General features: G+C 67.1%; 18 protein-coding genes, 2 tRNA genes and 1 pseudogene. 10 read left to right on the top strand and 11 right to left on the bottom strand.

Annotated features, from left to right (window positions below; genetic code table 11):
• The first annotated feature begins 78 nt into the window (after positions 1–78).
• Entirely contained in the window at positions 79–504 is a 426-nt protein-coding gene (locus ON39_RS08045) for a pyridoxamine 5'-phosphate oxidase family protein (RefSeq protein WP_040732646.1), read from the top strand.
• Positions 505–553: 49 nt separating this feature from the next.
• On the opposite strand, the gene ON39_RS08040 is transcribed toward ON39_RS08045, so the two are convergent.
• Positions 554–2584 carry an NADPH-dependent 2,4-dienoyl-CoA reductase gene (locus ON39_RS08040; RefSeq protein WP_040732645.1) on the bottom strand — a complete coding sequence of 677 codons (2031 nt, stop codon included), beginning with the start codon at positions 2582–2584 and terminating at the stop codon, positions 554–556.
• 22 nt (positions 2585–2606) lie between these two features.
• Entirely contained in the window at positions 2607–3164 is a 558-nt protein-coding gene (locus tag ON39_RS08035; RefSeq protein WP_040732644.1) for a PadR family transcriptional regulator, read from the bottom strand.
• Between the two features lie 111 nt (positions 3165–3275).
• Here ON39_RS08035 and ON39_RS08030 point away from each other — a divergent pair, with 111 nt between their 5' ends.
• The 4 genes from ON39_RS08030 to ON39_RS08015 all read left to right on the top strand — a co-directional run bounded on the left by ON39_RS08030 (position 3276) and on the right by ON39_RS08015 (position 8405).
• Positions 3276–4646, top strand: coding sequence for an MFS transporter (locus ON39_RS08030; RefSeq protein ID WP_040732643.1), 1371 nt, complete (start codon positions 3276–3278; stop codon positions 4644–4646).
• 66 nt (positions 4647–4712) lie between these two features.
• A complete protein-coding gene (cmrA, locus tag ON39_RS08025; protein ID WP_040732642.1) occupies positions 4713–5516 on the top strand; it encodes a mycolate reductase in 804 nt (267 codons plus the stop codon).
• Between the two features lie 151 nt (positions 5517–5667).
• On the top strand, positions 5668–7011 hold the full coding sequence (lysA, locus tag ON39_RS08020) for a diaminopimelate decarboxylase (RefSeq protein WP_040732640.1): 1344 nt from the start codon (positions 5668–5670) through the stop codon (positions 7009–7011).
• A 137-nt stretch (positions 7012–7148) separates the two neighbouring features.
• The gene (locus tag ON39_RS08015) at positions 7149–8405 is read left to right on the top strand and encodes a diaminopimelate decarboxylase family protein (protein ID WP_051186396.1); all 1257 of its coding nucleotides are present in this window, start codon (positions 7149–7151) and stop codon (positions 8403–8405) included.
• Positions 8406–8465: 60 nt separating this feature from the next.
• On the opposite strand, the gene ON39_RS08010 is transcribed toward ON39_RS08015, so the two are convergent.
• On the bottom strand, positions 8466–10304 hold the full coding sequence (locus ON39_RS08010; RefSeq protein WP_051186395.1) for a helicase HerA-like domain-containing protein: 1839 nt from the start codon (positions 10302–10304) through the stop codon (positions 8466–8468).
• 288 nt (positions 10305–10592) lie between these two features.
• Here ON39_RS08010 and orn point away from each other — a divergent pair, with 288 nt between their 5' ends.
• Positions 10593–11243: an oligoribonuclease gene (gene orn / locus ON39_RS08005; protein WP_040732637.1), complete on the top strand. Its 651-nt coding sequence runs from the start codon at positions 10593–10595 to the stop codon at positions 11241–11243.
• A gap of 55 nt (positions 11244–11298) precedes the next feature.
• Positions 11299–11374 (top strand) — tRNA-His (locus ON39_RS08000).
• 386 nt (positions 11375–11760) lie between these two features.
• On the opposite strand, the gene ON39_RS07995 is transcribed toward ON39_RS08000, so the two are convergent.
• Entirely contained in the window at positions 11761–12975 is a 1215-nt protein-coding gene (locus ON39_RS07995) for a L,D-transpeptidase (protein ID WP_040732636.1), read from the bottom strand.
• A gap of 294 nt (positions 12976–13269) precedes the next feature.
• Between ON39_RS07995 and ON39_RS07990 the strand changes: the two genes are divergently transcribed.
• The 3 genes from ON39_RS07990 (at position 13270) to ON39_RS07980 (ending at position 14920) form a co-directional block, all read left to right on the top strand.
• Positions 13270–13342: transfer RNA gene (locus ON39_RS07990), tRNA-Lys, on the top strand.
• Entirely contained in the window at positions 13335–13898 is a 564-nt protein-coding gene (locus tag ON39_RS07985) for a hypothetical protein (protein WP_146251270.1), read from the top strand. The genes ON39_RS07990 and ON39_RS07985 overlap by 8 nt, the downstream gene beginning before the upstream one ends.
• Positions 13895–14920: a tyrosine-type recombinase/integrase gene (locus ON39_RS07980; RefSeq protein WP_040732633.1), complete on the top strand. Its 1026-nt coding sequence runs from the start codon at positions 13895–13897 to the stop codon at positions 14918–14920. Before ON39_RS07985 ends, ON39_RS07980 begins: the two co-directional genes overlap by 4 nt.
• 684 nt (positions 14921–15604) lie before the next feature.
• Here ON39_RS07980 and ON39_RS49625 read toward each other — a convergent pair.
• From ON39_RS49625 to ON39_RS07950, 7 genes and pseudogenes are all read right to left on the bottom strand, one after another.
• Entirely contained in the window at positions 15605–15889 is a 285-nt protein-coding gene (locus ON39_RS49625) for a hypothetical protein (protein WP_040732632.1), read from the bottom strand.
• 370 nt (positions 15890–16259) lie between these two features.
• Positions 16260–16466, bottom strand: a complete 207-nt coding sequence (locus tag ON39_RS07970; RefSeq protein WP_040732631.1) for a hypothetical protein — start codon at positions 16464–16466, stop codon at positions 16260–16262.
• Positions 16467–16591: 125 nt separating this feature from the next.
• Positions 16592–16853 (bottom strand): annotated as a pseudogene (locus ON39_RS48550) (transposase); the annotation flags it as partial.
• Between the two features lie 498 nt (positions 16854–17351).
• Positions 17352–18965, bottom strand: a complete 1614-nt coding sequence (locus tag ON39_RS07965; protein WP_040732630.1) for an efflux permease Rv1217c-related protein — start codon at positions 18963–18965, stop codon at positions 17352–17354.
• 2 nt (positions 18966–18967) lie between these two features.
• Entirely contained in the window at positions 18968–19831 is an 864-nt protein-coding gene (locus ON39_RS07960; protein ID WP_051186394.1) for an ABC transporter ATP-binding protein, read from the bottom strand.
• 240 nt (positions 19832–20071) lie between these two features.
• A complete protein-coding gene (locus ON39_RS07955) occupies positions 20072–21277 on the bottom strand; it encodes a cation:proton antiporter (protein WP_040732673.1) in 1206 nt (401 codons plus the stop codon).
• A gap of 272 nt (positions 21278–21549) precedes the next feature.
• On the bottom strand, positions 21550–22041 hold the full coding sequence (locus tag ON39_RS07950; RefSeq protein WP_040732629.1) for a hypothetical protein: 492 nt from the start codon (positions 22039–22041) through the stop codon (positions 21550–21552).
• Positions 22042–22043: the final 2 nt, after the last annotated feature.

Raw genomic sequence — 22043 nt, 5'->3', positions numbered from 1 at the left:
AAAGCATCCGCCTCGCCGGACAAACAACACGACGACAGCGTGCGGAATAACCTCCTAGCCGACAGCGTTCACCAACGCATGCCAAAACCGTTCTCGGAGGCCGAACGTCAGAAATTCCTCGCGGACAAGCACATCGCCGTGCTGTCGGTCGCGGCGACCGACGGGCGACCGCCCGTGGCCGTCCCGATCTGGTACGACTACACCCCCGGCGGCGACATCCTGATCAATACGGGTGCCGGGCGTCGCAAAGCCAGGCTCATCCAGGAGGCAGGCGCGGTGACCGTCACGGTCCAGCGCGAAGACCTGCCCTACCAGTACGTGATCGTCGAGGGCACCGTAATAGACGCGACCACGCCGGCGCCGCTGGACGTGCGCGAGCGAATCGCCGTCCGCTACCTCGGCCCGGAGGAGGGCCGCGCCTTCATCGACCGGATGCGCGAGGTCGACTCCATCCTGTTCACGATCCGTCCCGACCGCTGGATCAGCCAGGACTACTCGAGCTGATCCCGTCCGCGGTGTCGTCACTCGAAAGAGGACGACACCGCGGGCGAATTCAGAGCCGGGCGGCCAGCCGGGTGCCCTGATCGATGGCGCGCTTGGCGTCCAGCTCGGCGGCGAGCTCCGCACCGCCGATGAGATGCAGGCTCACGCCCGCGGCGCGCAGCTCGTCCTCGAGGTCGCGGACGGATTCCTGGCCCGCGCAGACGACCACGTTGTCGACCGGAATCAGTTGCGGCCGTTGCCTTTTCTCGCCGAAGCTGATGTGCAGGCCGTGGTCGTCGATGCGCTCGTAGTTGACGCCGCCGACGTGATCGACGCCCTTGGCCTTCAGCGCGGCCCGGTGCACCCAGCCGGTCGTCTTCCCGAGCCCCTTGCCGAACGAGGACGACTTGCGTTGCAGCAGAACGACTTCGCGCGCCGCGGGCGACGGCTTCGGCTGAGCGAGCTGACCGGGCACCTGCTCGTTATCGGCGTCGACGCCCCACTCCTCCTTCCACTCGTCCAGCTTCAGCGTGGGATGCCCCTCGACGGTGAGGAATTCGCTGACGTCGTAGCCGATGCCGCCCGCCCCGATCACCGCGACGCGCTTGCCGACCGGACGCTCCTCGCGCACCAGTTCGGCATAGGACAGCACCATCGGATGGTCGATACCCGGAATGTTCGGGATGCGCGGCTTCACGCCGGTGGCGAGCACCACCTCGTCGTAGCGGGCGTCGATGAGCTCCGCCGCGGTCACCCGCTTGTTCAAATGCACTGTGACGCCGGTGATCTCGAGCTTCCTGCGGTAGTACCGGATCGACTCGTTGAACTCTTCCTTGCCCGGAATGCGGCGGGCGATGTCGAACTGGCCGCCGATCTTGTCGTCGGCCTCGAACAGATCGACGCGATGACCGCGCTCGGCGAGGTTGACCGCCGCCGACAGCCCCGCCGGCCCCGCGCCGACGACCGCGACGCGCTTGGTACGCCGGGTAGGCAGCAGTTTCAGCTCGGTCTCGTGGCCCGCGCGGGGGTTCAGCAGGCAGGACACGGTCTTGTGCACGAACGCGTGGTCCAGGCACGCCTGGTTGCAGGCGATGCAGGTGTTGATCTCGTCGACGCGATCCTGCTTGGCCTTGTTCACCCACTCGGGGTCGGTCAGGAACGGGCGCGCGAGCGAAACCAGTTGCGCGTCACCGCGAGTGAGGATCTCCTCGGCGATCTCGGGCATGTTGATGCGGTTGGACGCGCAGACCGGGATCCGCACCTGCTTGCTGATCTTCGCGGTGAACTCCACGAACGCCGCGCGCGGCACCGAGGTCACGATGGTCGGCACCCGCGCCTCGTGCCAGCCGATGTCGGTGTTGAGGATGTCGGCCCCCGCGGCCTCCAATTCCTTTGCTAGCGCGACGATCTCGTCGAACGTCTGACCCTTCTCGACCAGCTCGGCCATGGACAGCCGGAACACGATGACGAACTCCGGCCCGACCGCGGCGCGGGTGCGGCGCACGATCTCCACCGCGAGCCTGCGCCGGTTCTCCGGCGAGCCGCCCCACTTGTCGGTGCGCTTGTTGGTGCGCGGCGCGAGGAACTGGTTGATGAAATACCCTTCACCGCCCATGATTTCGCAGCCGTCGTAGCCCGCGAACTCGGCGAGCTTCGCGCAACGCACGTAGTCGTCGATGGTCTGCTCGACGCCCTTGGCCGAGAGCGCGCGCGGCCGGAACGGGTTGATGGGCGCCTTGATCGACGACGCGGAGACGCTGCCGGGCATGTACGAGTAGCGCCCGGCGTGCAGGATCTGAATGGCGATCTTGCCGCCCTCGTTGTGCACGGCCTTGGTGATCGCCCGGTGCCGGTACGCCTCGGTCTTGTTGGTCAGCTTGGCGCCGAACGGCAGCAGCCAACCGGTGCGGTTGGGCGCGTAGCCGCCCGTGATGATCAGGCCCACGCCGCCGCGGGCCCGCTCGGCGAAGTACGCGGCCAGCCTGTTGGTGTCCCAGGCCCGATCCTCCAGGCCGGTGTGCATCGACCCCATCACCACGCGGTTGCGCAGGGTGGTGCGGCCGAGGTCGAGCGGCTCGAACAAATGGGGGAAGGAAGACATCCGGCGATCCTTTTCTGGCGATTCAGTCCGCCCGCGGGGCTGTCGCGGGCGGGTGCAGGGCGTGCAGGACTTCGTCGCACCACTCGACGAACCCCGTCTCGACGCGGACACCCGCGCGCAGAACGAGGTACTGGTGCAGGGCCGTACCGGAGAGCTCGTCCGGTGCCGGAAAATCGCGTTTCTCGATGAGGCGATACACCTCGAGCCGCTGGGCGTGCTCGTCGCGGTGCCGCGCGACCTCCGCGCGCAACGCGCCGATATCGCCGTACGCGGCCGCGCGGATCTTGACCGCGAGCTCGTTGCGCGGGGTGCCGGTGTCCGAGGGCTCGGCGATCCAGCGGGCCAGTTCGGCGCGGCCCGCCTCACTCACCGCGTAGACCTTCTTGTCCGGCCTGCCCTCCTGAGCCACCGACTCGCTGTCGAGCCAGCCGGACTCGGCCATGCGCTTGAGCACGCGATAGATCTGCTGATGCGTCGCGCTCCAGAAGTAGCCGATGGACTTGTCGAACCGGCGGGCCAGCTCATACCCCGAGCCGGCCCGCTCGGTCAGCGATACCAGCAGCGCGTGCTCGAGGGCCATGCGGAGAGAATAGCCGTGACAGCCAGTACTATGCAACTGGGTGCATACCCTGGGTTTGGTGTCGGGCGTTGAGCCGTACCGCGGGGGAAAACGGCACTAGGCTGCGCGGCAATGAGTGAGCGCAGTGAGCCCGCGAGGAACGCGGCCGAGGTGGACGCGCGAGCGACCGTGGGACAGGCCGCCGGGCGCGGACAGATCGTGGCGTGGGGATTCTGGGACTGGGGGTCGTCTGCGTTCAACGCGGTGATTCTCACCTTCGTGTTCTCGGTGTACCTGACCGACAAGGTCGGTGACGATCTGCCGGGCGGGGTCTCGTCGAGCGCGTGGCTCGGGTGGGCGCTCGGGCTCGCCGGCCTCGTGGTCGCGGTGACGGCGCCGGTCAGCGGCCAGCGGTTCGACGCGTCCGCGAAACGTAAACGCTCCCTTGCCGTGCTGACCGCGCTCTGCATCGTCTCGATGACGCTGATGTTCTTCGTGCACGACGACTACCACTACCTGTGGCTCGGGCTGGCGCTGCTCGCGTTCGGCTCGGCGTTCTTCGAACTGGCCAGCGTGCCCTACAACGCCATGCTGCGGCAGGTGTCGACGCCGGCGACCGTCGGCCGGGTGTCCGGATTCGGCTGGGCGATGGGCTATTTCGGCGGCATCTTCCTGCTGCTGATCTGCTACTTCGGGTTCATCTCCGGCAGCGGGGACAGCCGAGGGCTGCTCGGCATGCCCACCGACGACGGGCTCAATATCCGTCTGGTGGCCATCGTCGCCGCGGTCTGGTTCGCCGCGTTCGCGCTGCCGGTGCTGTTCTCGGTGCCCGAATTGCCGCGCACCGACGCCGATCCCGGCGCGGCGAGCGCGGGTTTCGTCGAGTCCTACCGAGTATTGGTGCGGGACCTGCGGGAACTGTGGGCGGCCGACCGGCGCACCGCCGGATTCCTCATCGCCAGCGCGGTTTTCCGGGACGGGCTCGCCGGCGTGTTCACCTTCGGCGCGGTGCTCGCGGTCCGGGTGTACGACATCGCCGACTCCGACGTCCTCCTGTTCGGCATCGCCGCCAATGTGGTTGCGGCACTGGGCGCGATCGTCGCGGGCCGGTTCGACGACCGCGGCGGGCCGAAGGTCGTCATCGTCGTCTCGCTCGTATCGATGATCGTCTGCGGCCTCGCCCTGCTCGTCGTCTCCGGCCCGCTGATGTTCTGGATCTTCGGGCTCCTGCTGACCGTCTTCGTCGGCCCCGCCCAGTCCGCCGCCCGCTCGTTCCTGGCCCGCCTCGCCCCGCCCGGTCGCGAAGGCCAGCTCTTCGGCCTCTACACCACCACCGGCCGGGCCGTATCCTTCCTCGCGCCAAGCTTTTTCGGCCTGTTCGTCTGGTTCTTCGACAACGACCGCGCGGGCATCGTCGGCATCGTCCTCGTGCTCGCCATCGGCTTGGCCGCTCTGCTCCCCGTCCGCTCCCCCACTCCCACCGAGGTCGCCGCCGCCGAGTAGTCGGCGCGGCGGGCCGGTCGTCCGGCGGAGTGCGGGCGGCGGGAACGGATCGCATAGGCTCCTGGCGTGAGCCTGCCCTCCCCTACTTCCGAGAATCGCGCGGTGGTCACCGGCGCCTCCTCCGGCATCGGCACCGCGCTGGCCGCCGAACTCGCCGCCCGCGGTTATTCGCTGATCCTGGTCGCGCGGCGCGGTGAGGTGCTCACCGAGCTGGCGCAGCGCTTGACGCTCGCGCACGGGATCGCCGCCGAGGTGCGGGCGGTCGACCTGTCCGATCGCACGCAACGCGGGGCGCTGGTCGAGGAGCTGTCGGCGCGCGATATCGCGATCCTGTGCAACAACGCCGGGATCGCGACGTTCGGGGCGGTCGCCGAGCTCGACCTCGGCTACGAGCGTGCCCAGATGGAGCTGAACGCCGTTGCGGTGCACGACCTTACGCTCGCCGTGCTGCCCGGCATGATCGCCCGCGGGGGCGGCGGCATCTTGATCAGCGGGTCGGCGGCGGGCAACATGCCGATCCCCAACAACGCGACCTACGCGGCCAGCAAGGCGTTCGCCAACACCTTCTCCGAGTCGCTGCGCGGCGAACTCAAGGGCTCCGGCGTCCACGTCACGCTGCTCGCGCCCGGCCCGGTGCGCACCGAGACGCCGGACCCGGCCGACGCCTCGATCGTGGACCGGCTGGTGCCCGACTTCATGTGGGTGTCCTCGGAGTACACCGCGAAGGTGTCCATCGACGCGCTGGCTCGCAACAAGATGCGTGTGGTCCCCGGCCTGATCAGCAAGGGTATGAGCGTGGCGGGGCAGTACGGCCCCCGCTCCGTCACCGCACCGATCGCGGGGGCGTTCTACAAGAAACTCGGCGGGTAGAGACGCCCGTCACGGCAGGGTCAGGGATCCGTCAAGATCGCGCGCCCGGTCGTCAAGCAGCCGTAAGCTGGACCGTTGCCCGAAGAGGAATCGGCGTAGTCCTGACAGCGGCCCCGCATACGGAATAGCGGGGACGCACACAGGAGACACCGTGACGCTGCTGGAAATCTTCCCGTCGCTGAAGTCGGGGATGCCCTCACGCCTCGACTCGGCCGTATGGCCGCGCGACACGCACTACGACGACGCGGGCCGGATCACGATCGGCGGGGTGGCCCTGGCCGACATCGCGGATCAGTACGGCACTCCGACCTACGTCCTGGACGAGCGCGAGGTGCGCGAGCGCTGCCGGGCCTACCGCAAGGCCTTCCCCGAGGCCGAGATCATCTACGCCGGAAAGGCTTTGATGATCCGCGCGGTCGCCAACTGGGTCTCCCAGGAGGGGCTCTCGGTGGACGTCTGCTCATCGGGCGAGCTCGCCATCGCGCTCGCCGCCGGGGTCGCACCGCGGCGAATCATCATGCACGGCAACGGGAAATCCTTCGATGAGCTGAGCGCCGCGATCAAGGCGGGCGTGGGCCGCATCGTGGTCGACTCGCTGGCCGAGATCACCCTGCTCTCCGCCCTGGTCACCGACTCGCAGAACGTGCTGCTGCGCTTGTCCCCCGGCATCGACGTGCACGGGCACCCCGCGGTCCGGACCGGCGTCACCGACCAGAAGTTCGGCTTCCCGCTCGGCGGCGACACGGCCGCCGAGGCGGTCGCACGGATCATGCGCCAGCCCAAGCTGAACCTGGTCGGCTTCCACTGCCACCTCGGCTCGCAGATCAGCGACCCGGACTACTACGGCGAGGCCGTGCGCCGGGTGATCGCCGAGATGGCGCGGGTCCGGCAGGACCACGGACACCTGCTCACCGAGCTGGACTTGGGCGGCGGGCACGCGGTCGCCTACCGCGCAGGCGACGCCGAGATGAACCTCGGCGAACTCGCCGCCATCATCGAGGACGCCCTCGACGCGGCCTGTGCGCGCCAGCACTTCCCGCGCCCGCACATCTCGCTGGAGCCCGGCCGGGCCATCGTGGCGCACGCCGGCGTGACGCTGTACCGGGTGCTCTCGGTCAAGCACATCGAGGGCGGGCACACCTACGTCACCGTCGACGGCGGGATGAGCGACAACCCGCGCGTCGCGCTGTACGGCGCGCGCTACAGCGTCGTCGTCGCGAACCGGCACCCCACCTGCGCGAGCATGACCGCGACGGTGGCCGGGCGCTTCTGCGAGGCGGGCGACATCCTCGCCACCGACGTGCGTTTGCCGGTCGACCTGCGGCCCGGCGAGGTGCTGGCGGTGCCGTGCACCGGCGCGTACCACCACAGCCTCGCCTCGTCCTACAACAGCGTCGGCAGGCCGCCGATCGTGGCGGTGCGGCAGGGGCAGTGCCGGGAGGTGGTGCGGCGGGAGACCATCGCGGATCTCCTGTGCCGGGACATGGGCTGCTGAGGGCATATCAGCGTTGCGTCAAGATCGGGTCCGGGGTGCTCAAGGTTGCGCTAAGCAGCCTGGTCACAGCCGGTTTCGCGGCGTTGATTCTTGGTAGGCCCGCAGGCAGAGAAAGCGGGCGGATCAGGAGAGCACCCGTGACGTTAGTGGACTTCTTCGGGCCGACGCGGTCGGGAACGGCCGCACGCCTGGATTCCGCGGTATGGCCCGCCGGCGCGCGGTACGACGCCGAGGGCAGGATCGTGCTCGGCGGCGTCGCGCTGAGCGACGTCGCCGAGGCCTTCGGCACCCCGGCGCGGGTGCTCGACGAACGGGAGGTCCGGCAGCGCTGCCGCGCGTATCGCCGGACCTTCGCCGAGGCCGAGATCGCCTACGCCGCAATGGCATTGCCAGTAGCCGCGGTGGCGAGCTGGATCACCGACGAGGGACTCTCGGTGGTCGCCCGTTCGTCCGGCGAGCTGACCGCGATGCTCGACGCCGGCGTCGACCCGAAGCGGATCATTCTGCACGCCAAGGACTTGCCGCGCGAGACGCTGGCGAACGCGGTGGCGCGGCAGGTGGGCCGGATCGTGGTCGGCTCGCCGGCGGAGATCGACCTGCTCGCCGCCGTGGCCACCCGGCCGCAGCGGGTTCTGCTGCGCGTCTCCCCCGGCATCGAACATGACTTGCCGCATGGTGTCCCGGTGGGCTTCCCACTCGGCGACGCCACCGCGACGGCCATCGCGCGGGTGCTCGGCGCGCCGATGCTCGAATTGACCGGCCTGCACTGCCATCTCGGATCCCAGATCTACAACCCCGACCACTACGGCGAAGCGATCCGCCGGATGGTCGCCGAGATGGCGCAGGCGCGGCACGATCACGATTGCCTGCTGACCGATCTCGACCTCGGCGGCGGGCACGCGATCGCCTATCGCACCGGTGACGCCGAGATGAACCTCGCCGAACTGTCCGCGATCATCGAGGACGCGCTCGACGCGGCATGCGCCCGTCAGCATTTCCCGCGGCCGAGGGTTGTGCTGGAACCGGGGCGGGGCATCGTGGCGCGGGCCGGGGTGACGCTGTATCGGGTGTTGTCGGTCAAGCACGGCGACGGCGGAAGCGTCTGCGTCGTCATCGACAGTGCCACAGGAACTTTCGCGGGCGCGGTGGTGGCGAACCGTCGGGCAGGCGGCCCACTGGTGACCGCGACCGTCGCGGGGCGCGCGGGCGATGTCATCCTCGCCACCGACGTCCGGTTACCCGCCGACCTGCGGCCCGGCGAACTGCTCGCTGTGCCGTGCTCCGGCGCGTACCAGCACGCATCGCCGCGCACGCGGGTCATCGCGGTACGCGAGGGCCACTACGCGCAACTCGTTCGCCGCGAGCCGGACCTGCTCGACCGCGACGCGAGCTGACGCGCCTGTTGATCTCCCGCACAAGCAGTCACGCGGTCGCAGGTGCGGGAAATCAGTCCGTCAGCGCTTCCGCGTTCCGAAAATGCTCCGGCTGATCTCCCGCCCGGCCGCGGTCGCCGCCGAGCGCAGAAAGCTCTTGACCGCAGGGTTTTTCATGATGCGTTCGGCGGTCGAGTCCTCGTCGCCCTTCGAACGCCCGGGCGCCGGGGCGGATTGCACCGTCTCATCCGCCGCCGCTACCTTCGCGGCCAGGATCTCGTAGGCCGATTCGCGGTCGATGGTCTGCCCGTACTTGCCGTGCAGCGAGCTGGACAGGGCGCGCGATCTGATCGCCTCGTCGCCGATGGTGTCCATGAGCGATCGCGGCGGCTGAATCCTGGTCCACGCCACCGGCGTCGGCGCGCCCCGCTCCGAAAGGACCGTCACCACAGCTTCTCCCGTGCCGAGCGAGGTGAGCGCCTTTTCGAGGTCGTAGGCGCTCGTCTTGGGATAGGTGCGCACCGTCTTCGACAGGGCCTTCTGATCGTCGGGCGTGAAGGCGCGCAGCGCGTGCTGGATCCGCGCACCCAGTTGGGACAGCACCGGATTCGGGATGTCGGTGGGCAGCTGGGTGCAGAAGAACACGCCGACGCCCTTCGAGCGGATCAGTTTGACGGTCTGCTCCACCTGATCGAGGAACGCCTTCGACGCGTCCGCGAACAGCAGGTGTGCCTCGTCGAAGATGAAGACCAACTTGGGTTTATCCACATCGCCCACCTCCGGCAGCGTCTGGAACAGGTCGGCGAGCACCCACATCAGGAAGGTCGAGAACATCACCGGCCGCGCCGCCTGCGCACCGAGCTCGAACAGCGTGATCACGCCCTGACCGCCCGCGACGCGTACCAGATCGCTCGGATCCAGCTCCGGCTCACCGAAGAACGTGTCGCCGCCGTCGGCCTCCAGGTTCACCAGCGCCCGCAGGATGACGCCCGCCGTGGCCGCGGAGACGCCGCCGATGCCCTTCAGATCCTCCTTGCCCTCCGGACTGGTCAGATGCGTGATGACGGCGCGCAGGTCCTTCAGGTCGAGGAGCGCCAGACCGTTCTTGTCCGCCCAGTGGAAGATCAAACCCAGCGTGGACTCCTGAGTCTCGTTGAGCCCCAGCATCTTACTGAGCAACACCGGACCGAACGAGGTGATCGTCGCGCGGATCGGGACGCCGACGCCGTCGGTGCCGAGCGAGACGAACTCGGTCGGGTAGCCGGCCGGCCGCCAGTCGTCGGCGCCCGTCTCGGCGGCGCGGGCGCTCAGCTTGTCGTTCGCCGCGCCCGGCTGGGACAGGCCGGACAGGTCGCCCTTGATATCGGCGAGCACCACGGGAACGCCTGCGCGCGAGAGCTGTTCGGCGATGCCCTGGAGCGTCTTCGTCTTCCCGGTGCCGGTCGCCCCCGCCACCAGGCCGTGGCGGTTCATGGTGCGCATCGGAATGCGCACGCGCGCAGCGGGATCCACCGTGCCGTCGACGACCACGGTGCCGAGTTCCAGTGCCGCACCGTCGAACGCGTACCCCGCGGCGATCTCCTCTGCGGCCGAACTCGCCGGTTCGGCGGCGGGTTGCTTTTCGCCGGCCTCCGCCGCCGCTTGTTCGGCCGCGGCTTGCGTCTTGCTGGCCTCCGCCTCCGCTTTTTCGGCCGCGGCCTGCGTCTTGCCGGCCTTCACCGCCGCTTCGTCGGCAACAGCGGCGGTCTCGCCGGCCTTGGCCGCCGCGCTCTCGACCTTCGCTCCGTCACCCGCCCCCGCCTGCTGCTCGGCGAGTTCGCGCTCCGCCTCCTCCGCCGCGGCGGCCGCCTCCGCCGCGACCCGAGCCGCCTCCTCGGCCGCCTTGCGCGCCGCCGCCGCCCGCTCCTGGGGGGTACTCATCGCCCGACCACCGTCCCCATCGAATGGCTCCGCGATCCCGCGTCCATAGCACGTCCTCCGTCTGGTCTGACCCGAACCGCTTACGCGATGTTTGCTGTCGTACCGAAAACGCCTGTGCCGATCTGGGGAAAACTGTATCGCCGAGCGCCACGCTTTCGGGAGACCGCGCACCGCCCCGATCCCCGCCGTGTTCCCGGCCCCCCGAACATGCCGGGTCGCGAACCGGGCGGGACGGCGCTGGCGCGGCGGCACAGGCGTCACAAATCAGACAGAGCTACTGTTGCTGCCGTGTCGGATAAATATGTGGTGTGGATGGATTGTGAGATGACGGGCCTGCGCCTGGACAGCGACAAGCTGATCGAGGTGGCCGCGCTGGTGACCGACAGCGATCTCAATATCCTCGGTGAGGGCGTGGACATCGTCATCCACGCCGACGACGCGGCGCTGGCCGCCATGCCGCAGGTCGTCGTCGACATGCACGCGCGCTCCGGGCTCACCGAGGAGGTGCGCCGCTCCACGGTCACCATGGCCGAGGCCGAGCAGCAGATCCTCGACTACATCCGGCAGTACGTGCCGACGCCGCGCACCGTGCCGCTGGCCGGTAACTCGATCGCCACCGACCGTGGCTTCATCGCCCGCGACATGCCCACCCTGGACGCTCATCTGCACTACCGGATGATCGACGTGAGCTCCATCAAGGAGCTCTGCCGTCGCTGGTACCCGCGGATCTACTTCGGCCAGCCGGAGAAGGGCCTCGCCCACCGCGCGCTGGCCGACATCAAGGAGTCCATCCGCGAGCTGGAGTACTACCGCCGCACCGCGTTCGTCCCCGCGCCCGGGCCGTCCACCGCAGAGATCGCCGCCGTCGCCGCGGAGATCGGCGCTGCCGCCGCACCCGCCGAATCGCCCCAGGTCAACGCCGTGCCGGAAACCGATTAGGGAGACGAAGGGGTAACACGCTAGTATCGACGGCGCCGGTGTTGCACCGGCGATGGTGACCGTAGTTCAGTTGGTAGAGCACCAGGTTGTGATCCTGGCTGTCGCGGGTTCGAGTCCCGTCGGTCACCCCAGCGGCCCGGGTCGAGGAGTAGTCCTCGGCTCGGGCTTTTTCGTGCGTCATGCGGAGTGCGACGCCGCTCAGGAATTGCACCCGCCGCAGAACTCCGCGGTCGGACTCAGGGCCCACACTCGGACTCGGGACCCGCACTCGAGGCCCGCACTCGCACTCGAGGCCCGCACTGCACTCGGGGGCGAGTCCCGCACTTGGGGGCGGAGTCCCGCACTCGGAATCAGGGCCCGCACTCGCACTCGGGACCCGCACTCGCTCTAGACCTCTAAAGCGAGTGCGGATCCCGATTGCGAGTGCGGAGTTGCGGCAGCGCCCATACCCGGGCCGGGACGTCGCGGCGAGTCTGCCTGTCCGCCAAGCCGAGTGGGCCGATTCGGATTCAGCCGCTCAGCGCGGGTCGGCGTTGCCCGCCTTCCACACCGGCCACGGAATGTTCCAGTCACCCAAACCGTCCACGCCGGAAAGCGTTCCGCCGACGGTGTTCTTGATGATGGTGATGTCGCCGCGCTTGGCGTTCTGATACACCCACTGCGCGTTCGCCGGGCTCAGGTTCAGGCAGCCGTGGCTGGTATTGCTGTAGCCCTGCTGCCCCACCGACCACGGTGCCGAGTGAAAGAAGATGCCGCTGTAGGAGATTCGGGTCGCGAAATCGATCGGCGTCTTGTAGCCGTCCGGTGAGTTCACCGGGACGCCGTACGTCGAGGAGTCCATGATGATCTTGTCGAACCGGTCGCTGACGATGTAGATGCCGTTGTCGGTCGGCGTGCTGTTCTTGCCCATCGAGGTCGGCATGGTCCGGATCACCTGACCGTTCTGCTCGACCGTCACCTGCTTGGTGTTGTCATCGGCGGTGAAGATCGTCGCGTCGCCGATCGTGAAGAACGACTGGATGTTGTCCTGGCCGAACAGTCCGTTGCCGAGATCACGGCCATACACATTCACATTCACCGTGACCTTCGTCCCAGGCGCCCAGAAATGCTCGGGCCGCCACCGGACCTCGCGGTTGTTCACCCAGTAGAACGCGCCCTCTACCGGCGGCTCAGTAGTGATCTTGATCGCATCCTGGGCCGCTTTGCGGTCCGGAATCGTCTCGTCGAACTGCACCGCCACCGGCTGACCGATGCCCACCACCTCGCCCTCGCCGGGCAGCAGATAAGGCTTGGTCTGGCTGTCCGGGGAACTCGTCGTGAAACTCAACATCGTCGAGTTCGCGCCGCCGAGCCCGATCGCGTCGGCCTTGAGCCGATAGACCTTGCCGTAGCCCAGCACCTCGGTCGTCTCCCACGACCTGCCGTCGGCCGCCAACCTGCCGTTCACCGGCTGGTTCTGTGCGTTCACCAGCGTCACGTTCGTGAACCGGCCGTCCTCCACATGGAACGCCAGCGGCACCCCCGGCGAAACCCCCATCTCGCCGTCCTTGACCGGCGACAACAGCTTCGGCTTGATCAGCTCGACCAGCGGATTACGGTCGATCGCGACCGTCGACGCGTCCGACTTCTCCGACGACGAACACCCCGATAACACCAGCGCGGCCACCGCCACCACCGCGGCAGGTGCGGTGATATGTCGTATCCACCGACGTCGACCTCGACCAACGCTCATCTCAACCCCGTTTCAAGTCCCGGCGCACCCGAAAGCCCACCGATGGCTTCGGATCCCGACCGCATACAGCTCCGCCCGCCGTGCCTGCGGAGCGGCCGAGACCACGTTCGGTCATTCTGCCAGTGCGAGCAGCTCGCACCAACGCGAAAACCGCGCCGACACAGGGGTGTCACAGGGATAGATCCCAACTGCCCGGTCCGGTGTTAACACGCCCCATCACCCCCGGTCAGGACGCGATTTCACATCTAGCGCCTCGGCCTGTTAAGGTTTGTCCCGCACCGGAACACGGAGCAAGCGCCATTAGCTCAATTGGCAGAGCAGCTGACTCTTAATCAGCGGGTTCGGGGTTCGAGTCCCTGATGGCGCACACTTTCTCTGTCCGCGAACAGAATTCACGTGCTACGTGCTCTAACACACTAGAGCACAGTCTTGATAGCCCCTCTACCAGCGGCTATCTCTTGTTTCCCCAGGTCACGCCGTCCGTGTCGGCCGCTCCCGATGTGTCGTCGTTCCCGGTGCCTGCCGGTCTGCGCGGCGGGCGGCTGGCGCCGATGCTCTCTCCCTTCGATAGTCGAATTCACACGGTTCTCGGCTCGGTACTGGTCAACCACAACGGGCGAATCGCGGAACGGTCGGTGCTCGGCGCACTGGGATGGACACCCCGCGCCCGGATCGGCATCCAGCCGGTGGTCGAGGGCGTGCTGAAGGTCACCGCAGATCCCGATGGCGCCTACGCGATCGCCGGCAACGGGCAACTCCAGATTCCCGCGGCGATCCGCCGCCGTGTCCGGCTCCGTATCGGCCACCGCGTGCTGCTGGCCGCCCATCCCGAGCACCACCGGCTGATCATCGTCGGCGAGTCCATCTTGCTGCAGGTCCTCAGCGACCTGGAAACCTTGATCGACGCGGGTGAGCAGCGGTGACGACATCACAGCCTGGCCTCACCGTCGCCGAACTCGACGCCGCCCGCACCCTGCTGGCCCGAATGGGCATCAGCCCCGCCGACCTGCTCGACATCCGCCCCACCGCACCGACATTCGCCCAATACATCCCCGTCGTACGCACCCGGGTGACAGCACCCGGCACCTTGAAAACCTACGACACCCATTGGAAGCGCCTCGAACTCGTATGGGGCACCCGCCGTATCGACGAACCCACCATCGGTGAAATCACCGACATCCGCGACGCCGCACGCCACCACGCCAAACGCGACCGCAACAGCCGCGACGGACGCGGCGCCGCCGAGGCCATGATCAGCGCGCTGCGCTTCCTCTACCGCCACGCCGAGAACGACGGACTCATCCGGCCCGCAGACAACCCCGCCCAACGAGTTGCCAAACCACGCCGGGTTCCCTCCACCCGGCGAGGACTGCCACTGACCCAGCTCGCCGAGATCACCCACGTGGCCGCCACCACCGGCAACGATCCCGAACTCGACACACTGTTACTGCGGTTGCATTCGGAAACCGCGTGCCGTCGCGGCGGTGCACTGGCACTACGACCCGAGGACCTGGACCCACAGCAATGCCTGATCTTCCTGCAGGAGAAGGGCAAGGTACCGCGCTGGCAGCCGGTGTCACCGACGCTGATCGCCGGCCTGCTCCACCACGGCCGAACCCGCGGCGCCCGCTCCGGCGAGCAGCTACTCCGCTACCGCAGCGGTAAACCGATCACCCGCCGCCGCTACGACGGACTGTGGACCCGCATCGGTTATGAATTGCCCTGGGTGGAAAAGCAGCAGATCACCACCCACTGGATCCGGCACACCACCCTGACCTGGGTGGAGCGAAACTTCGGGTTCGCCGTCGCCCGCGCCTACGCCGGACACGCCGAGGGCAAATCCGACGGCTCCACAACTACCTACGTACGCGCCAGCCTCGAGGAGGTAGCACTCGCACTGGCGACCCTGACCGGTGAACCACACCCGCTCGCAGCCGCAGCCTGAACTCCCTCGCCGCGCTGTCGCGCTCCGGCACCCTCCTTCTTCGAAAGTGCCGGAGCGTCAGAGCATTGGCCCCGAGGACGGGCCTCGTTATGGGATATTCCGAACTCGGCTATGGGATATTTCCAACCGGGTCGATTGGTGTTGTGATCGCGGGAACTTTTTGAGTACCATGGTTCTATCCCACGTGGAATTTTCCCGGCAACTGCGAGTGCGGACCCGGATGAATATTTGTCTATCGCTCTGGCTCCTGCAAATCAGGAGGTACGCAATGCATCCTCCGGTCCCACTCCCCCAGTCTTCGACCCCCGCTCCACCTAACGAGGTGAATCCCCTCCCTATCCCCGCATTGAGGGTGCTCACCCGAACCACCGAAAACTATCTGTACAGCGTCACCACGATCTGCTGCCACGGCCAACTCAGTGACCGTGCACCCGCCAAACACCTGCAGTGGCGACCTGGCCGGCGAATTCGCCTGGCAGTCAGCGGGCATGCCATCGTAGCCGTCGACGACGCGAACGGTAATGCTCATATCGGGCGGGAAGGCCATATCCGCCTCCCAGCGCCTATCCGCCATCAATGTTGCATCACCCCGGGAGACCGGCTGCTCATCGCCGTATCCCTCGAACGACAAGCGATCTTAGTCTATCCATTTTCGGTAGTCGACGACAATCTCGCCACTCTCCATCAACAGATGTCGCGTAGCGCGTCATGACAGCGGCAGCCGAAATCGAAGCGGCGCGATTGCTCCTTGAACGTCTGGGGTTCACCCCCGAACAGCTTCTCCAAGCCGCAGCGGCGACCGCGCCTACCGTCGGTCAGTACATCGCCGCCATCACGGCCTCGATGCCGCAGAGCACTCTTCGCGTCTACGGCACCTACTTGCGACGCATCGAAGACGCCTGGGGTGAGCGCGTCCTCACCGAACCCACGGCTGCCGAACTCAGGCAACTCGCCGAGCAGGCGAAACACAACGCCGTAATCCGCCGCAACTCACGCGGCGGCCGAAGCGCAGCCGAAAGCCTCATCGCAGCCGCGCGCTACCTCTACCGCCGTGCCGAAGAAGACCGCTACATCCGCCCCGACAACAACCCAGCGCGCCGAGTAGCCAAACCGCGCCGCCTGGCCAGCACCAGACGAGCGATCTCCCACAACAAACTCGCCGAAATCGTGCACGTCGCGGCTACGACCGGAAAATGTCCGCACGTCGGCCCTGACCGCTCAGCAGTACGCCGACACAGTCCAAGTGCCGTCGAAATTCGTCTGGAGTCATTTGGTGGCCAAGCAAGCAACCCCGGCCCGCTAGTGACATCCCGGACTAAAGCAGTAGTCAGTCCAGGCGCTAATTCGAGTCGGTGGTATAGGTCACCGGCCAGCACCAGACACCGGGTGAATGCTCATAACCGACACCGCGTTCGATGGTGATCGGCCGCTGCCCGGTGCGGGCAAGGGTCGACTCGACATTCAAACGGATCACCGCATCGAGTGCGGCTGGTGTCATCGCCTTCGGAAGGAAGACGTTCAGCTGCTCAGCGCGTGGTTCGGTCATAGACCCATCCTGACCCAAAAGCCCGCAGTCGCGGTCACAACTCCACCACAAAAGAGCCGGACCGACGCCACTTTGCGCGGCGGGAGAAGCAGGTCAAGTCCTGGTGCGTGGTGTCAGCCGGGTGGTCACCGAGTTATCCGGATTCTGGTCAGCCGGTGAGTTGTGCGGGGGCGGTTTCGTCTTGGTCGTCGGTGGTGGTTGATCTCGCGGGAGCGAGCCAGGACGTCGAGGCCGAGGTAGCGGCGGCCTTTGATCATCATCGTGTTGTTCGGCCAGGACCGCGCCGACCAGGCGGATGATCGAGACGAGGTCGGTGAAGATGCCAACGACGTCGGTGTGGCGGCGGATCTCCTTGTTCAGCCGGTTCCTTGGATTGTCCGACCAGATCTAACCGCCAGATTTGTTGGGTAGGGCGGTGAAGACAACGGATCCGCGCGTGCCGAATCGAGATGTGATCGGCCACTTTCGCAGCTTTTCCTCAAGGCGTCGAGCATCCGGCCGTATGGGCGGCAACCGATCCGGTGTCGACTTGTGTCAGGACTCGACGCGGGCAACCCCCCAGACCGTATCGCCAGTCACCCAGGGAGTTGCTGCTCTACCTTCTCGGTCGTCAAGACGCCGCACGGATCGAACTCACCGGGCCTGCCGACGCTGTTGCTGTTGTCCAACGAACACGGTTCGGCCTGCAGGAGACGGGTTTTCGGCTCGCCTCGATAGCGACCAATGACTTTCCAGTTGTGAGCGAATGTTTGGCTGCCACTGCAGGCGGGTTGCCGGTGAACCGCCACGGCAACGATTGTCCGTTACCGCGCGGGTCGAACGGTAACCCGCGGCTATGTCCGGAACCTGGCGGATCCGGATTGCTGTGACAGCGTGGAGGTTTCGTTATCCTTCCAGGTCGCGTCTGGCGTAGCCGTACATTCCGAGCGCGATCGCCGCGATGATGACGACCACCAGCGTGGCGCTAGCGCCCCAGTCCGGTGCGGTGTCGGGTACGGCGGCGAGGTGTGCGAATGGGGAGATCTGCTGGATCCATCTTGGTGCGCCGGTGCTCTGGGCCGTGACGTCGAGGAGGAATCCGCCGACAACGGGGATGGCGCCGATCGCGCTGACCGCGGCGGGGTACCAGCCCGAGGCCAGTACTGCGGCGCCGAGTGCGAGCAGGGCTACGGGGGCGATGTTGAGCGCACCTGCGAGGGCATCGCCCAGGGTCAGCGGGGCGCCGGTGAGTACCGCGCCTGCCCACATCGCGACGGCCGCTGTGATCAGCAGGATCAACAAACCGCCTGCGGTGATGGCGATTTCGACTCCCGCCAGTCGGTAGCGTGATAGCGGCAGGGCATGCAGGGCGGTCCAGCGGCGTGCCTTCTCATCGGCGACAGCGGTGGCGATGCGACTGGCGGCGTACCCGCCGGCCGGAAGGGCCAAGATGGCAAATATCGCAGCGGCGAACCCGGTAGCCGACCCGAGACCGCCGAATCCGGCTGTCGCGGCGAGCTCGGCGAAACGCGGGTTCTCCTTCATGAATTCAAGGATCGAGGAGATCAACGCCCCGATCAGCAGGCAGTAGGCACCGATGCCCAGTGCCCACCCGGCGGTGGGCCACACGGCACGCCGAATTGCGAAACCGGGCACTGATCCGAGCAGGCGAGTACGCGGTGCGCGTGTGCTGGACAAGGCGATCACCGCACCGCCGATGTCGCGCCGCTGGGCGAGGGCGAGCGCGCACGCTGCGGGCACGACGACGAACAACAGCAGCACGAGCACTGGTGCGACACGGTTCTCGGCGTAGGGCGCGGTGCGGGCGCCCAGGCCGAAGGGAGTAAGCCACGCCACCCACGCGAACCCGGCGACACCGTCGGCGAGCATCCGCAGCAGCAGACTCAGCCCGACTGCGGCCGAGGCCAGCCAGGTGGCTGCGGCTCGTGACGGCATCAGTTGCGCGGCAAGCAATCCCATGCCTGCGAAGGCGGCGGTGGTGCCGAATACGCAGGCCGCGTGCAGGAACGCACCGAGCGGGTCGGTACCGGTGAGGACAAGCGCGGTACCGACCGCGGCCCCGATCACCGCCGCGGCCAGCCACAGTGTGGCGGTCACTCGCGCGAGCACGTCGAGCGAGCGCAGTCTGCCGCTGAGGAGCAGCTCCCAGCGTCCTGCGTCCTCCTCACCACGAGTCAGGCGAGTAGCGGCCAGCAGCGCCCACACCCCGCATAGCACCAGCACCGGGGTTCCGGTGCGCCACACGGTGAATCCGCCAGGGTCGGACAGAGCTAGCGGAGCACCGAAAAGTACTCGGATGGCGGGGTTTTCAGCGAGGGCACGGATCGCCTCGGTGTCGATGGTGCCGGCGAAGACGGTGCGGTATTGAAACGCGACCAGCGCCGACATCCCCGCGGCGATGGCCGTCACGAACAGCACCCCACGCTGTGCTTGACGACGGGCGAGCCGAGCCGCCGCGCGCCCCGGCGCGAGGATTGATGCGGCTGTCGAGGCGCTCATCGCTACTTCTGCCCGTAGTAGGCGAGGAAGATCTCCTCGAGGCTGGGTTCGCGCGAGGACAAGGTCGTCACCTGGGCGGCGGCCAGTGCGCGCAGTGCCGGTGCCGCAGGCCCGGACAGCGTGAACCGGAGTCGGCCCTGTTCGGGCGCTTCGACACCCTCGACACCGGCCGCCTCCAGCGACGGCGCTTGGCCCTCGTAAGTGATCTCGATAATGGTGCGGTGTAACCGGCGCAGCTCCGTCATAGTCGCGGTCTGCACAAGCCGGCCGGCACGCAGGATCGCCACCCGATCACACAGCGCCTCGACCTCGCCGAGTTGATGCGAACTCAGAAATACGGTCTGCCCCCGGTCTTGAGCCTCACCGACACACCGCCGAAACTCGTGCTCCATCAACGGATCCAGCCCGCTGGTCGGCTCATCGAGAACCAGCAGTGACGCTCGGGAAGCGAACGCGGCGATCAAAGCGACCTTCTGCCTGTTGCCGGTCGAATAGGTTTTGCCAGGCTTGTCCACATCGAGGGCGAACCGCTCGATCAACTCGCCGCGGTACTCCAGATCAGTGCCCGCACCGACCTGAGCAAGCAGCTCCAAGGTCTCAGCACCTGTCAGCGACGGCCACAAGGCCACATCAGCAGGCACATACGCCAGGTGGCGGTGCGCACGCCGGACATCGGCGGCATCATCGCCGCACACCCGCGCCAGCCCGGCCGAGGGACGAATCAAACCGAGGAGAAGCCGGATAGTGGTCGATTTGCCGGCCCCGTTGGGACCGAGGAACCCGAACACCTCGCCGGCACCAACCGTGAGACTGAGATCATCGACCGCGACGGTGCGACCGAATCGTTTGGACAGATGCTCGATCATGACCGCAGGACAGGTTTCGATTGCAGGCACAGGCGAGGAGGCCGCGACAGTAGACACGGGAGCCCCTTTCAAGTCGGCGGATACGACATGCCGACCAGACTTCCCGGCGCTCCTGAAATACAGGCTACCCGGCCGCGGCAGGCAGCGCGGGCTTTCCCGAAGCGCCACAACTACACCCGATCCGTTCCAGCGAACCGCTGCCTCAGCCACGCGATGAACCAGCCCGGACCAGACCGTCCACTATTGCGCGGTCGCCTCGGGGTGTACCGGAGCATGTTTGCCGGTGGGCAGGTTGTCGGGCGGTTCCACCCGCAGCATCCGCGCCACGGGAACATCGGTCGAGGAGTGCAGCACGATCGACAACGCGATCGTCACCGCGACTAGATCGAAAACCATCTCACTGTCGGTGATTCCGGATTGCAACGCCAACAACCCGTACACCACCGAGGCAAAACCTTTCGGCCCGAACCATGCCGCGGCCGCCCGCTCGCCGCGGCTGAGCGGGGTCCGGATCAACGACACCAACATCGCTGCCGGGCGCACGAGCACGATCGCGACGATCGCGATCACCCACGCGCCCACCCCGAGGTGACCGATCCGCTCCGGGGTGATCAACGCACCGAACACCAGCAACGCTGCGAACTTCGTTGTCTCGGAGAGCAATTCCCCGAACGGCTCGTAGTGTTCGGACGCGACCCGATCCAGTGTGGCCAGGGTCGACCCGGCGGCGAAGGCCGCCAGATACGGGTTCGCGTGCGTCAGATGGCAGGCCCCGTAGAGCGTCACCGCGATGGCGAGCGGTCCCAGCGCCTGCAGGCGTGGCTCGATGGTAAGAATCTTCGACCACCGCCACGCCAACGCGACCGCAGCGGGTAGCACGATGCCCAGCACCAAACCCAGGACCAGCTCGACCGCGATGTCGGCCAGGCCGGAGTCCTTGTGCTGTGCGGTCGCCAAGAAAATCAACACGAACGGCAGGGCCAGGCCGTCGTTGAGACCGGACTCGACATTGAGCAAGCGCCGCAGCCGCAGCGGGACATCCTGACGTCCCACGATCGCCGCCGCGAACACCGGATCGGTCGGTGACAGGATCGCGCCAACCAAAAACGCTGTGGGCCAATCCAATCCGACCAGCCAGTGCGCTGGAACCGCGATCAACGCCATCGTCAACGGCATCGCCAAGCCCAACGCACGACCCGACAGCCGCCACCCCTCACGCAGCGCGGGCACATTGGCTCGCTGGCCATCGGTGAACAGCACGATATCGGCCAATGTCACCACCAGCGAGTCCGACGGCGCGACCGTGACGAAGCCGAACACCCCATCACCGATCAACGCGCCCGCGAGCAGGAACAGCAACGCCGTCGACAACACAGTCCGCGCCGCGACACCCGAGAGCGACACACTGATCAACAGCACCACACCGAAAGCGAGCACCAGCGCCACGACATCCACCCCGTCCACGACCGAACACGACCTGCCTGCCAGATCACGCTGCCGACCAGACTTCCCGGCGCACCGCTCGTAAAGATGCCGTAAAGGCGAGCACAACGCAAACCGGACTCAACTCAACCCGCGCGAGTCCACCCCAGCACCTCGAGTCCGGTATAAGGATTCAACCGACCCTCATCAGTGACGAGGCGGCTCCGAGCTCCGCGGCTGCATGCCTTGCTCGACAGCAGCCGCAATCCCGTTGCGCAGGCAGATGTTCGAGTCGGTCACATGAAGGTGTCCATGCCATCGGCGAGCGCGCGCGCCAGTGCCAGGGCGTTGGATTCGACGTCGGACTCCTGTTGCGGTGTCGGATGTTGTGCGTAGCTACGGTTCAGCCGGACGTGGAATTCCGCGTTGCCGACACGGAAGTCCACTTCAGCACTGGTATCGGTGTCCGTGGCCTCCTTCGAGGTGTACGCGTCGTCGCCGAGGCCCTTGATGATCTTGGCGGATCGGGCATGCTCATCGCGGTAGCTCGTGAAGATTCGCTTGGTGTATTCCACGGCGTCGCTGTTACCCCAGTCATCTGCCTGCCGCACCGTGATCGTGATGAATACGGTGCTGGTCCGCGGACCGGTGCCGCCAGCAGTCTGCTGACCTTGTTCGGTGGTGTACGCGCCGAAACAGGTCAGCGCCTTCGCGGACTCGTGTGCAGGCCGCTCACTCCGAAACTCGACTTTCGGGTCGTAGAGGTCGCCGGCGAAATTCGACACCACCC

It is taken from the genome of Nocardia tenerifensis NBRC 101015 (assembly GCF_000308715.1).
In the GTDB taxonomy this organism is placed as follows: Bacteria; Actinomycetota; Actinomycetes; order Mycobacteriales; family Mycobacteriaceae; genus Nocardia; species Nocardia tenerifensis.
The sequence above is the reverse complement of the archived record's forward strand: the minus strand, read 5'-3'. Positions and strand labels throughout refer to the sequence as shown.